The following is a 12,718-nucleotide window of genomic DNA, read 5'->3' on the forward strand; positions in this document are numbered from 1 at the left end:
CCCGGCGCCCGCCGCCCCGGCGCCGATGGCCCCGGCGCCCGCCGCCCAGCCGGCGGCCCCGGCGGGGGCGGCGGGGCCCCCCCCCCCCCCCCCCCCCCCCCCCCCCCCCCCCCCCCGGGGGGGGGGGGGGGGGGGCCGCCGCCCCCCCCGCCACCGCGTGCTTTACCCCAAAACCATTCCCCCGGAGGCGATCACAGCATGCTGCTCGTCAACCAGCTCATCACCGGGATCGGCATCGGAGCAGTCCTGCTGCTCGTCGCCCTCGGGCTGTCCCTGACCTTCGGTCAGATGGGCGTCATCAACATGGCGCACGGCGAATTCATCATGGCCGGCGCGTACACCGTCTACTGCCTGCAGCAGGTCATCTCCAGCGTCGGCGTCTCGTTGTTCGTGGCCATCCCCGTCGCCTTCGCGGTCGCGGGCCTGATGGGAGTCATCCTCGAGGTGACCCTGATCCAGCGGCTCTACGCCCGCCCGCTCGACACGCTGCTCGTCACCTGGGGCGTCTCGCTGATCCTCCAGCAGGCGGCCCGCAGCATCTTCGGCGCGCCCAACAAGCAGGTCGACGCACCCGAGTGGCTGACCGGCAGCATCGACATCGGGGGCGCCTCGATCGCCGAGAAGCGGCTCTTCATCCTGGTTCTCGCCGTCCTGGTCGTGCTGGCCCTGAGCGCGGCGCTGAAGTACACGCCGCTGGGCCGCCGGATCCGCGCCGTGGTGCAGAACCGCAACCTGGCCGCCGTGTCGGGCATCCCGACCGCCACGGTCGACCGGCTCACCTTCTTCATCGGTTCCGGCCTGGCCGGCGTCGCGGGCGTCGCCCTCACCCTGCTCGGGCCGATCGGCCCGAACCTGGGCACCGTCTACATCATCGACGCCTTCCTGGTCGTCGTGGTCGGCGGCATCGCCCAGCTGAAGGGCGCCGTCATCACGGCGTTCGCCCTGGGCATCCTGCAGGCCTACATCGAGTTCGAGACCGCGGCCACCAGCGCGAAGGTCATCGTCTTCGTCCTGATCGTCGCCTTCCTGCAGTGGCGGCCGCAGGGCCTGTTCACCGTGCGGACGAGGAGCCTCGCATGAGCACCGTCACCGAAACCGCCGCCCCGTCACGCTTCTCGGTGCGCAGCCCGCAGGCCCGCGCGCTGGCCGGGTTCGCGCTGGCCGCCGTCCTGCTGTTCGCCGTCGCCCCGGCCGCCCTGCCGCAGTTCCGCCTCGACCTGCTCGCGAAGTACCTGTGCTTCGGCATGGTCGGCATCGGCATCGGGCTGGCCTGGGGCCGGGGCGGCATGCTCGTCCTGGGCCAGGGCGTGTTCTTCGGCCTGGGCGGCTACGCGATGGCCATGCACTTCAAGCTGGCCGACGCCGCGGCGCTGGGCGGGCCGGACAGCCTGCCCGACTTCATGCAGCTGTACGGCAGTTTCGACGCCGTCCCGTTCTGGTGGGAGCCGTTCCGCTCACCGGTCGTGGCCCTGATCGCCGTGGTCGCCCTGCCGATGCTGGTCGCCTTCGGGCTCGGCTCGATGATCTTCCGGCGCCGGGTCCGGGGCGCCTACTTCGCGATCCTGAGCCAGGCCCTGGCCGCGGCCCTGGCCCTGCTGATCGTCGGCAGCCAGGAGAAGACCGGCGGCACCAACGGTCTCACCGACATCCAGGCCTTCTTCGGCTACAGCCTCGACGACCCGGTCAACCGGACGATGATCTACTACATCGCCGCCGCGATCGTGCTCGTGCTGGTCGCGGTCGTGCGCCAGCTGATGCAGAGCCGCTACGGCGAGGTGCTGGTGGCGGTGCGCGACGCCGAGGAGCGGGTCCGCTTCCTCGGTTACGACCCGGCCAACATCAAGATCTTCGCCTACGTCGTGGCGGCCGGTATGGCCGGCATCGGCGGCGCGATGTTCGTGTCGGTGGTCGGGGCGATCAACCCCTCCAGCATCGGCATCGTGCCCTCGATCGGTTTCGTGATCGGGGTCGCGGTCGGCGGTCGGAGCTCGCTGCTCGGGCCGATCGTCGGCGCCGTCGCGGTGGCCTGGGCCAGCACCTCGCTGTCCGAGGCCTACCCCGACTCGTGGAACTACTTCTACGGCGCGCTGTTCATCGTCGTCGTGGCCTTCCTGCCCGGCGGGGTCGCCTCGCTCGGCCCGATCATCCGGCAGCGGCTGGCCGGGGTGCCGAAGGAGGACGTCGTCCTCGAGGTCCCGCCCGGCCCCGACGGGGCCGCGGTGCTGGAGGCGGGCATCGAGGCCGAGACCGCCGCCGAGGACGACGAGACCGGCGATCCGGCACCGGAGACCGACGAGCCCGAGACCGTGAAGGGAGGCCAGGCATGACCGACCAGATCTTCGCCGGCCTGAAGATCCGCGACCTCAAGGTGGTGTTCGACGGTTTCGTCGCCGTCGGCGGCGTCGACCTCGAGGTGCCGCGCAACGACATCCGGTTCCTGATCGGCCCGAACGGCGCCGGCAAGACGACCATCGTCGACGCGGTCACCGGGCTCGTGAAGTCCACCGGCACCATCGAATTCGGCGAGCAGAAGCTCCACGGCAAGAAGGTGCACCAGATCGCCCGGATGGGCATCGGGCGCACCTTCCAGACCGCGACCGTGTTCGAGGAGCTCAGCGTGCTGCAGAACCTCGACATCGCCGCGGGTGCCGGGCGCGGGGTGATGACCATGCTGCGCAAGCGCAAGGGCGTGCCCGAGGAGGTCGCCGAGGCGCTGGACACGATCAAGCTGACCAAGCAGCTGAACACCCCCGCTGGCATCCTGTCGCACGGCCAGAAGCAGTGGCTGGAGATCGGGATGCTGCTGGTCCAGGACTCGAAGCTGCTGCTGCTCGACGAACCCGTCGCCGGGATGAGCCACGACGAGCGCGACGCCACCGGTGAGCTGCTCAACGAGATCGCCGGTACCCGAACGGTCGTCGTGGTCGAGCACGACATGGACTTCATGCGGAAGTTCGCCCGCAGCGTCACGGTGCTGCACCAGGGCACCAAGCTCAGCGAGGGCACGGTCGCCGAGGTCCAGGGCGACCCGAAGGTCCAGGAGGTCTACCTGGGGCAGGCCGCGACCGAGGAGGCCATCGCCTCCGGCATGGTGAAGGAGAAGGCATGACCGCGACCGCCACCGAGCCCGAGGTCGTCAGCACCGGCGGCTCGATGCTCGAGTTCGTCGACGTGGAAGTCGGTTACGGCCGATCCATGGTGCTGCACGGGGTCTCCGTCTCCGTGCCCACCGACGGCGTCTCGGCCGTCATGGGCCACAACGGCGCGGGCAAGAGCACGCTGCTACGCGCCGCCACCGGCATCCTCAGACCGCGGTCGGGCAAGATCCTGCTGGCCGGTGAGGACATCACGAAACTGGCTCCGCACCAGCGGGTCGCGCGCGGCATGGCCTACGTCCCGCAGGGGCAGCAGTCGTTCCCGCACCTGACCACCACCGAGAACCTCCAGCTGATCGCGGACGGCCGCAAGAACGGCAAGAAGTCGATGGCCGAGGCGATCGAGATGTTCCCGATCCTGAAGGAGCTCGGCGACCGACGGGCGGGCCTGCTGTCCGGCGGTCAGCGCCAGCAGCTGGCCATCGCCCGGGCCCTGATCACCGAGCCGAAGCTGCTCCTGCTCGACGAGCCGACCGAGGGCATCCAGCCGTCGATCGTCTCCGAGATCGAGGACAAGATCATGATGCTCGTCGAGCGCGGCGGGCTCTCGGTGCTGCTCGTCGAGCAGCACGTCGGGTTCGCGCTGAAGGCGGCCCAGCACTACTACGTGCTGGAGTCCGGCCGGGTGACCAGCGAGGGCGCGGGCGGCGAGCAGGCTCAGGCCGCCGTGCGGGCGGCCCTGTCCGTCTGAGCACCGTCGACGGGTGCGGGGACCCGACGGCGTAGGGAACGCAGCCGGGCGGTGAGCCCGGCCGGTGGGCGGTACAGCCAGCCGGCCGGGCTCACCCGCGTCAGCCTGTGCAGGCCCAGGGACACCAGGACGGCGAACGCGGCCACCGGGGGCGTGTACGCCCAGCCGTCGGCGCGCGACGTGTCCCACACGGTGAGGCCCCACACCACCAGCACGATCACCGGCGTGTGCGCGAGGTAGACCGGCAGGGTTCGCGACCCGAGGTAGCGCAACGGCCGCACGCCGGTCAGTTGCGTGGCCAGCGCCACCCCGGCGACCAGACCGGCGAGCCGCACCAGCAGACCGACGCCGGGGGCGCCGTCCCAGCCCTGCCACTGCACCCCGGCCGCCAGGCCGGCCCACACCGCGACCAGACCGAAGGCCCGCGCCGGGCGCATCGTCTCGCCCAGGGCCAGCAGCCGGCCGCGCAGGTGCAGGCCGATCAGGAAGAAGACGTAGAACCGGACCAGGCCGTCCCAGCCCTGGTTCAGCTGCGGGACCAGGTCGGAGAAGAACACGGCCGACGCGACACCCGCGACGCCGAGTTGCACGGGCACCGGCACCCGCCGCGTCGCGCGGGCCAGAAGCAGCGCCATCACCAGGACCCAGAGGAACCAGAGCTCGAACCGGGGCCGGACGACGACCGCCAGGTACGACTCCAGCATCCGCAGCGGGTACAGGTGGTCGCCGGTGATCTGCGCGGCGGCCAGGGCGCTCGCCGAACCGACCGCCTCCCAGACGAGGTACACCCAGGTCAGCAGGAGGACCCGCCCGGTCAGCAGGTCGCGCCACGACTCCTGGACGCGCCGGGCCGCGAGGAGGCCGGAGATGGCGAAGAACAACGGCATCCGGACACCGGTGGCGAAGACGTGGAAGGTCGTCCACGCGGCCGAGGGCCGGCCGGCGGTCGCGAGCCATTCGGTGGTGTGCAGGAGCACGACGAGGGTGATCGCGAGGCCACGACCGACGTCGAGCCACGCGGTACGCGCCGCGGGGCGCGAGGGACTTGCCATCCTGGAGTGAGCCGTTCATCCGTGTCGAGAAAGATCGAATGTTCGGACAAATACCAGAACGCCGGACGGACCCGCAGTTAAACCGGGTCGAAGTACGTCCGTCCGGTGGAGGCGTGCTCGGCAGCCCAGCTCAGCAGGCCGGGGGTGCGCTTGGCCAGGGGTTCGGGCAGCTCGTCGGGGGCGAACCAGCCGACGTCGAGCGACTCGTCGTCGGCCACGTGCGCCTCGCCGTCGAGGTAGCGGCACCGGAACAGGTGGTCGACGTAGGCGGTCACGTCCCCGTTGGGGTACGTGATCGGGGGGACCGTGTGGACGGCGATCAGCGCCTCGACCGCGACGCTCACCCCGGTCTCCTCCCGCACCTCGCGCGCGATCGCCGCGGCCATCCCCTCCCCCGGGTCCGGGATGCCGCTGGGCAGCGCCCACCGGCCCGAATCGGCGCGCTGCCCGAGCAGGAGGCGACCGGCGTCGTCCTGCACGAGGGCGGTGACCCCGGGCAGCCAGAGCTGGGCGTGGCCGACGTGTGAGCGCAGCTCGACGATGAATTCGGGTACGGGCACGACCGACAGGTTAGGCGGGCGCCTGACCGCGGATGCCGGCCATCAGCGTGCGCATCCCGAAACCCAGCCACTCGTCGGTGGCGGCGCAGTCGGTCAACGGCCCGGCCGACTCGATGATGTGTGGGTACTTCTTCGGCGGGAGCGCCTGCAGGGCAGCCCATTTCGTGCGCATCTCCTGCTCCCGGGCCTCCTCGTCGGTGCCGAACGACAGGCCGGGCATGCCGGTGACCATGCTGGTCATGAACAGCAGCGCGTAGACGGCGAGCTGGGAGGCGCGCTCGGCGTCGAACCCACCGGCCCGCAACAGGGTCAGGGCGCGTTCCGTGATCTCGCGGCCGGGTTCGCTGAGCAGCACCCGCTTCTTCAGCAGCTCGGCCACCGCGGGGTGAGCGGCCAGCGGCGTGAGCAGCGCGTCGAGCAGGGCGCCCAGGCGAGCGTCCCACGGGCCGGTCGGGTCGTCGTCCGGTAGCCGCACCTCGAGCAGGACCGCCTCGGCGATGCCGTCGAGCAGCGCGTCCTTGTCCTTGAAGTGCCAGTACAGCGCCATCGGCGTGACCCCGAGATCGGTGGCCAGCCGCCGGATGGTCAGGGCGTCGATGCCCTCCGCATCGGCCAGGGCGAGCGCCGCCGAGGCCACCGCCTCGCGGCTCAACCGCTCCTTGGCCTGGGCTTTTGCCGCCGTCCGAGTCACCACGTTGACAACTATACACCGTACATGGTTGCCTGTGCGACGTAGATGTACGACGTACAGGTACGTCGACCAGTTACTACGTACGAGAGAGAGTTGAGGACGATGCGCAGGAGTCCTTGGGCCACGCTGGCAGTGCTGGCGCTCGCCCAGTTCATGGTGGTTCTGGACGTCACGATCGTGAACGTCGCGCTGCCCGACATGCAGGTCGAGCTCGGGTTCAGCGCCGACAACCTGCAGTGGGTGATCAGCGCCTACACGCTGGCCTTCGGCGGCTTCCTGCTGCTCGGCGGCCGGCTGGGCGACCTGCTCGGACGGCGCCGCGTGTTCGCCTCGGGGCTGGGGCTGTTCACCGCCGCGTCGCTGGCCGGCGGGCTCGCAACCTCCCAGGGGGTCCTGATCGCGGTGCGCGCCGTGCAGGGCTTCGGCGGGGCGCTGATGTCGGCGGCCGCGCTGTCGATCCTGACGGTGACGTTCGCCGCCGGGCGGGACCGGAACATCGCCATGGGTATCTGGGGCGGCCTGGCCGGCCTCGGCGGCACCCTCGGGGTCGTGGCCGGGGGTGTGCTCGTCGACGCCGCCGGCTGGGAGTGGGTGTTCTTCGTGAACGTCCCGATCGGGGTCGCCCTGCTGGCCCTGACTCCTTCGACCGTCGGCGACAGCCGGGTCGTGACCGACGGACCGCGCTCGTTCGACGTGCTCGGCGCCGTACTCGGTACCGGTTCGGTGCTGGCCATCATCTACGGCGTGATCCGGGCCGAGTCGCAGGGTTGGGGTTCCGCGGAGGTGCTGTCGTCGCTCGTCGGCGGGGCCGCGCTGCTGGCCCTGTTCATCGCCGCGGAGGCCCGCTCGACGTCGCCGCTGGTGCCGCTGCGGTTGTTCCGGTCACGCACGCTCAGCACGTCGACCGCCGCACTGGCCCTCAACGGCGGGGCGTTCCTCGCGATGTTCTTCCTGTCCGCACTGTTCCTGCAGCAGGTGAAGGGCCTCTCCGCGCTGGAGACGGGCCTGCAGTTCCTGCCCATGGGGATCGCGGCGATCGCCGGGGCCATGGTCGCGTCGGCCCTCGTCCCCCGGATCGGCACCCGACCCACCCAGGTCGTCTCGGCCGTCATCGGCGTCGCCGGGTTGCTGCTGCTGACGCAGGCCTCGGCGACGGGGTCCTACGTGACCGAGCTGCTGCCGGGCTTCCTGCTCTACGGCGCCGGCATCATGGGCATCGGCGTCCCGGCGCAGATCGGGGCCGTGTCGGAGATCTCGCACGAGGACGCCGGGGCGGCCGCGGGCATCGTCAGCACCGGCTACCAGGTCGGCGGCGCGCTCGGGCTGGCGGTCATCTCGACGCTGGCGACGTCGGTGGTGACGTCGTCCCTCACCGCGGGTGCCACCCAGGTCGAGGCCCTGGTCGACGGGTTCCACCGCGGCCTGCTGCTGGCCGCCGTGCTCGGCGCCGGCAACCTGCTGCTCGCCGCGGCCTCCCGCCAGCTGGTGCCGACGGAGGAGGAGCTCGCCGAGGCGATGGCCGTCGCCTGACCCTCGTTCGTGATCATGCAGAAACGCACCGTGCGATCGGGGTGAGCTCACCGCTCACCGCGACCTGCAGGGTGCGTTTCTGCATGATCACGAAGGAAGATGGGACGGTGATCAGTGACGAGGACCGACGACACCTGCTGCGCTGCGTCGAGCTGGCCGAGGAGGCGCTCGAGGCCGGGGACGAACCGTTCGGGTCCGTCCTCGTCGACGCGGACGGCGCGGTGCTGGCCGAGGCCCGCAACCGGGTGAACACCCTGGCCGACGAGACCGAGCACCCCGAGTTCACGCTGGCCCGCTGGTCGAACCGGCTCCAACCCGACGTCCGGGCCGCCGCCACCGTCTACACGTCGGGCGAGCACTGCCCCATGTGCTCGGCTGCCCACGCCTGGGTCGGGCTGGGCCGCATCGTCTACGCATCATCGAGCGAGCAGCTCACCGGTTGGCTGGCCGAGTTGGGTGTACAGGGCGGGCGCGTGCGCCCACTACCCGTGCAGGACGTCGCCCCGCACGTGCCGGTCGACGGCCCGGCCCCCGAGTTCGCCGACCGCATGCGCTCCCTGCACGCCAGACTCCACGGCGCCTGATCATCGTGTGGATTCGGCGGCGCCATGAGCCACCGGAGCCACACAGTGATCGCCTGGCCGGACATCGCGCTCACCACCGACGGGCAGAGGCCCGCCCGGGTGAACCGGGTGCCCACCTGAACCCCGCCGAGCGACGACACACGGTTGTCATCTGCGGGCCCTACCGTGCTCAGGCCGCCACGATGGACGAGGCATCGACGCACGCCCGGACAGCCCACGAACAGGACCGACATGCAGCTCTCACCGCACGAGCAGGAACGGCTGATGATCAGCTACGCCGCCGACCTGGCGTGGCGGCGCAAGGACCGCGGGCTGAAGTTGAACCACCCCGAGGCCACCGCCGTGATCGTCAGCTTCCTGCTGGAGGGCGCGCGCGACGGGCGCCGGGTCGCGGACCTGATGCAGGCCGGTCGCGAGGTGCTCAGCCGGGACGACGTGATGCCGGGGGTGCCCGAGATGCTCGTCGAGGTCCAGGTCGAGGCCACGTTCCCCGACGGCACGAAGCTCGTCACCGTCCACAACCCGATCCCCTGACGGAGGCCCGACATGCATCCCGGTGAGGTCATCCCCGTCGAGGGCGGCATCACGCTCAACGAGGGCTCCGAGGTCACGGTCGTGCACGTGACGAACACCGGCGACCGGCCCGTCCAGGTCGGCAGCCACTTCCACTTCTCCAGCTCGAACAAGGCCCTGGAGTTCGACCGCGAGGCGGCGTTCGGGAAGCGGCTGAACATCGCCGCCGGCACCGCCGTCCGGTTCGAGCCCGGCGTCGACCGCGACGTGGAGCTGGTCCCGCTGAAGGGGGCGCGCGTCGTCCCCGGCCTGTCGATCCCCGCGCCCGGAGAGTTGGATTCCTGATGGAGCTTTCGAGGGCTCGCTACGCCCAGCTGTACGGCCCGACGGTCGGCGACAAGGTGCGCCTGGCCGACACCGACCTGCTCATCTCGCCCACGGAAGACCTCTGCGGGGGGCCCGGAAAGGCCGGTGAGGAGGCCGTCTTCGGCGGCGGCAAGGTGCTGCGTGAGTCGATGGGCCAGGCCCGGGCGACCCGCGGCGAGGGCACGCCCGACCTGATCATCACCGGCGCGCTGGTGCTCGACCACTGGGGCGTGGTCAAGGCCGACGTGGGGGTGCGCGACGGGCGGATCGTCGCCCTCGGCAAGGCCGGCAACCCCGAGACGATGGACGGCGTCCACCCCGACCTCGTGGTCGGCCCCAACACCGAGATCCTGGCCGGGAACGGGAAGATCCTGACCGCGGGCGCGATCGACTGCCACGTGCACTTCATCTGCCCGCAGATCGTGCCCGAGGCGCTGGGCAACGGCATCACCACGCTGATCGGCGGCGGCACCGGGCCGGCCCACGGCACTCTGGCGACCACGGTCACCCCGGGCGCCTGGTACCTGGCCCGCATGCTCGAGGCGATGGACGGCCTGCCGGTCAACGTCGCCCTGCTCGGCAAGGGCAACACCGTCTCGCACGAGGCGATGTGGGAGCAGCTGCGGGCCGGCGCCTCCGGCTTCAAACTGCACGAGGACTGGGGGACGACGCCCGCGGCCATCGACGCCTGCCTCACCGTGTGCGACGAGTCGGGGGTGCAGGCCAGCATCCACACGGACACGCTGAACGAGGCCGGGTACGTCGAGTCGACGCTGGCCGCGATCCGCGGGCGCTCGATCCACAGCTACCACACGGAGGGGGCCGGCGGCGGGCACGCGCCCGACATCATCACCGTGGCAGGGCTTTCCAACATCCTGCCCAGCTCGACGAACCCGACCCGGCCGCACACCGTGAACACGCTCGACGAGCACCTCGACATGCTGATGGTCTGCCACCACCTGTCGCCGAGCATCCCCGAGGACCTGGCCTTCGCCGAGTCCCGCATCCGGCCGAGCACGATCGCCGCGGAGGACCTGCTGCACGACCTGGGCGCGATCTCGATGATCGGCTCCGACGCGCAGGCGATGGGCCGCATCGGCGAGGTCGTGCTGCGCACCTGGCAGACGGCGCACGCCATGAAGGTGCGCCGCGGCCTGCTGGAGGGTGACACCGACAACGACAACCTGCGGGCCCGCCGCTACGTCGCCAAGTACACGATCTGCCCGGCCGTCGCGCACGGCATGGAGCGGGAGATCGGCAGCATCGAGAAGGGCAAGCTCGCCGACCTGGTGCTGTGGGACCCGGCGTTCTTCGGCGTCCGTCCGCACGTCGTGGTCAAGGGCGGCATGATCGCCTGGGCGCAGATGGGCGACGCGAACGCGAGCATCCCCACGCCGCAGCCGGTCCTGCCGCGGCCGATGTTCGGCGCCGCTCCCCCGGTGGCCGCGGCCACGAGCGTGCACTTCGTCGCCCCGCAGGCGATCGAGGACGGCCTGGCCGAGCGGCTGAACGTGAACCGGCGCCTCGTGGGCGTCGAGAACGTGCGCAGCCGCGGAAAGGCCGACATGCCCGAGAACACCGCGACCCCGCACATCGAGGTCGAGCCCGACACCTTCACGGTGCGGATCGACGGCGAGGTGTGGGAGGAGCAGCCCGCCGAGACCCTGCCGATGGCCCAGCGCTACTTCATGTTCTGAGCGCCGGTCACGGAGCCGGCCGCAGCAGCGGCGGGTTGAGCGTGGTGGCCCGGCCGGCCCGGTAGAGGGCGGCCGGGCGGCCACGACCGGCCGTCAGCCGCGGGTCCCCGCCGTCCGGGCGGACCATGTCGTCGGCGGACAGCACCTTGCGGCGGAAGTTGGCCCGGTCGAGCGGCACCGCCCAGACCGCCTCGTAGACGGCCTGCAGCTCGCCGAGGGTGAACGTCGGCGGCACGAAACGGGTGGCCAGCGTGGAGTATTCGAGCTTCGCGGCGACCCGGTCGACGGCGTCGGCGAGGATCAGCGCGTGGTCGAAGGCCAGCTGCGGGCCCTGGTCGGATCTCCCGGGGGCCAGCTCACCGACCGGCCACCACCGGGCCCGGGCCGCGTCGGTCCCGGCCTGCGGTTCGGGCAGGTCGGGGGCGAGCGCCACGTGGGCCACCGACACCACGCGCATCCGCGGGTCGCGGTCGGGAGCGGAGTAGGTGCCGAGCTGCTCCAGGTGCACCCCGGCCGCGGCGACGTCCACCCCGGTCTCCTCGGCGAGTTCGCGGCGGGCGGCGGTCGCCGCGTCCTCGGACTCGAGCAGGAAGCCCCCCGGCAGCGCCCAGGCCCCGGCGAACGGTTCCCCGCCCCGCTCCACCAGCAGGACCGTGAAGACCCCGTTCCGGATCGTGAACAGGGCCAGGTCGACGGTGACCGCGAACGGCGGGAACGCCCGCGGGTCGTAGCCGGTCGTCACCCGGCCCTCGCGGGCCCGGGCGGCGGGGACAAGCCCCAGTCGCCGGCGACCAGGGCGTCGACGTGCGCGAGGGCGGCGGCGACGCGCTCGTCCTCGGGCCCCGACAACAGGTGCCACGGCCGCCCGGACGCCTCGAGCTGCTCGGCGAACTCGCGAGTCATCCAGGCCCGCAGGTGTTCCCCGTCGCGCAGGCTGTCCTGGACGAACGGCACCCCGGCGTCGTCGGTCAGCAGGTACAGGTCGGCCGGGCGCCGGTCGGCGACCGCCCGGACGTCCCGGTTGTAGGTGCCCAGGTAGCGCCGGTGCCACACGTCGGTCGCGAAGGCGTCGGTATCGCACACGAGAACCGGCCCACCCGAGGCGGATTCCAGCGCCTCGAGCCGAGCCTGGCGTTCGGCGACGGCCACGAAGTCCTCCGGGGTCCAGGTCAGGCGGTCCATCGCGGGCGGGGCCTCCCCGACGGCCACGGCCAACGCCGCGGCCACCGCCAGCCTGCCCTCGGTGTAGGCACGACCGTACTCGGGAACCCAGCCGGTCGAAGACCACACCCCGCCCCACCGCCGCAGGGCGGCGGCCACCCGACGCGAGACCGTCGTCGTCCCGGTGGACTCGGCGCCCACGAAGGCGACCCGCCGGGCCAGGCCGGTGCGCACCGGCGGGGCGAGGTGGGCCCAGGCCGCGACCGGGTCGGCCCGGACCGCCGTACCGGACACCGGGTGCGTCGACCGGTCGAGGTCGACCGCGAGGTGGTCGGCCCCGAACCGCAGCGCCAGTTCCTCGCCGTAGGTCTCACTGCTGGCCACCAGGTCGACGACAGCCGAGGCCGCCGGCCGTCCCTGCAGCACGCAGTCCCGTTCGAGGGCGGCCCGCATCAGGGCCACGTGCGCCGCCCAGACCCGGTCGGACTGCAGGTCCATCTCGAGGTCGTCGGTCACCCCGACGACGCTGACCTGCGGGTGTCGCGCCCGCATCCAGTCGACGCGGCGGGCCAGCGGCACCGATTCGCCGGTGGCGGCCATCACCAGCACGGTGAGCCGCTCGCACCGCGCGGCGGCGACGTCGACCAGGTGGTGGTGACCGGCGTGCGGCGGGTAGAACTTGCCGATCACGAGGCCGTGGCGCCACCGGTCGGACACG

General features: G+C 71.9%; 14 protein-coding genes. 9 read left to right on the plus strand and 5 right to left on the minus strand.

Translation table 11 applies throughout. The features are described 5' to 3' along the window. The first annotated feature begins 198 nt into the window (after window positions 1–198). Genes urtB through urtE form a run of 4 tightly spaced genes read left to right on the plus strand, consistent with a single transcriptional unit; the run spans window position 199 to window position 3,846 of the window. Window positions 199–1,080, plus strand: a complete 882-nt coding sequence (urtB, locus tag ACIB24_RS00005; RefSeq protein WP_398273312.1) for an urea ABC transporter permease subunit UrtB — start codon at window positions 199–201, stop codon at window positions 1,078–1,080. Beyond that, on the plus strand, window positions 1,077–2,327 hold the full coding sequence (gene urtC, locus ACIB24_RS00010) for an urea ABC transporter permease subunit UrtC (protein ID WP_398273315.1): 1,251 nt from the start codon (window positions 1,077–1,079) through the stop codon (window positions 2,325–2,327). The genes urtB and urtC overlap by 4 nt, the downstream gene beginning before the upstream one ends. Next, window positions 2,324–3,109 carry an urea ABC transporter ATP-binding protein UrtD gene (urtD, locus tag ACIB24_RS00015; RefSeq protein WP_398273318.1) on the plus strand — a complete coding sequence of 262 codons (786 nt, stop codon included), beginning with the start codon at window positions 2,324–2,326 and terminating at the stop codon, window positions 3,107–3,109. Before urtC ends, urtD begins: the two co-directional genes overlap by 4 nt. A gap of 44 nt (window positions 3,110–3,153) precedes the next feature. Then, a complete protein-coding gene (urtE, locus tag ACIB24_RS00020; RefSeq protein ID WP_398276655.1) occupies window positions 3,154–3,846 on the plus strand; it encodes an urea ABC transporter ATP-binding subunit UrtE in 693 nt (230 codons plus the stop codon). On the opposite strand, the gene ACIB24_RS00025 is transcribed toward urtE, so the two are convergent. The 3 genes from ACIB24_RS00025 to ACIB24_RS00035 form a co-directional block, all read right to left on the minus strand. Further along, entirely contained in the window at window positions 3,813–4,898 is a 1,086-nt protein-coding gene (locus tag ACIB24_RS00025) for an acyltransferase family protein (protein WP_398273321.1), read from the minus strand. The genes urtE and ACIB24_RS00025 overlap by 34 nt on opposite strands. Before the next feature lie 77 nt (window positions 4,899–4,975). Further along, entirely contained in the window at window positions 4,976–5,458 is a 483-nt protein-coding gene (locus ACIB24_RS00030) for an NUDIX hydrolase (RefSeq protein ID WP_398273324.1), read from the minus strand. 10 nt (window positions 5,459–5,468) lie between these two features. Continuing rightward, complete coding sequence (locus tag ACIB24_RS00035) at window positions 5,469–6,152, minus strand: TetR/AcrR family transcriptional regulator (RefSeq protein ID WP_398273327.1); 684 nt, start codon at window positions 6,150–6,152, stop codon at window positions 5,469–5,471. A 99-nt stretch (window positions 6,153–6,251) separates the two neighbouring features. Here ACIB24_RS00035 and ACIB24_RS00040 point away from each other — a divergent pair, with 99 nt between their 5' ends. The 5 genes from ACIB24_RS00040 (at window position 6,252) to ACIB24_RS00060 (ending at window position 10,839) form a co-directional block, all read left to right on the plus strand. Continuing rightward, window positions 6,252–7,679: an MFS transporter gene (locus ACIB24_RS00040; RefSeq protein ID WP_398273330.1), complete on the plus strand. Its 1,428-nt coding sequence runs from the start codon at window positions 6,252–6,254 to the stop codon at window positions 7,677–7,679. Between the two features lie 110 nt (window positions 7,680–7,789). Next, window positions 7,790–8,263 carry a nucleoside deaminase gene (locus tag ACIB24_RS00045; RefSeq protein ID WP_398276658.1) on the plus strand — a complete coding sequence of 158 codons (474 nt, stop codon included), beginning with the start codon at window positions 7,790–7,792 and terminating at the stop codon, window positions 8,261–8,263. Between the two features lie 231 nt (window positions 8,264–8,494). After that, complete coding sequence (locus ACIB24_RS00050) at window positions 8,495–8,797, plus strand: urease subunit gamma (RefSeq protein WP_398273333.1); 303 nt, start codon at window positions 8,495–8,497, stop codon at window positions 8,795–8,797. 12 nt (window positions 8,798–8,809) lie between these two features. Next, a complete protein-coding gene (locus tag ACIB24_RS00055) occupies window positions 8,810–9,121 on the plus strand; it encodes an urease subunit beta (RefSeq protein ID WP_398273336.1) in 312 nt (103 codons plus the stop codon). Continuing rightward, complete coding sequence (locus tag ACIB24_RS00060; protein ID WP_398276661.1) at window positions 9,118–10,839, plus strand: urease subunit alpha; 1,722 nt, start codon at window positions 9,118–9,120, stop codon at window positions 10,837–10,839. Before ACIB24_RS00055 ends, ACIB24_RS00060 begins: the two co-directional genes overlap by 4 nt. 7 nt (window positions 10,840–10,846) lie before the next feature. Here ACIB24_RS00060 and ACIB24_RS00065 read toward each other — a convergent pair whose 3' ends face one another. Together ACIB24_RS00065 and ACIB24_RS00070 are read right to left on the minus strand one after the other, a co-directional pair. Continuing rightward, on the minus strand, window positions 10,847–11,581 hold the full coding sequence (locus tag ACIB24_RS00065) for an NUDIX hydrolase (protein ID WP_398273339.1): 735 nt from the start codon (window positions 11,579–11,581) through the stop codon (window positions 10,847–10,849). Continuing rightward, window positions 11,578–12,717 (minus strand): AAA family ATPase, encoded by a 1,140-nt coding sequence (locus ACIB24_RS00070; protein WP_398273342.1) that lies wholly within the window; start codon window positions 12,715–12,717, stop codon window positions 11,578–11,580. Before ACIB24_RS00070 ends, ACIB24_RS00065 begins: the two co-directional genes overlap by 4 nt. Window position 12,718: the final 1 nt, after the last annotated feature.

Source organism: Spongisporangium articulatum, assembly GCF_044465595.1.
Classification (GTDB): Bacteria; Actinomycetota; Actinomycetes; order Actinomycetales; family Kineosporiaceae; genus Spongisporangium; species Spongisporangium articulatum.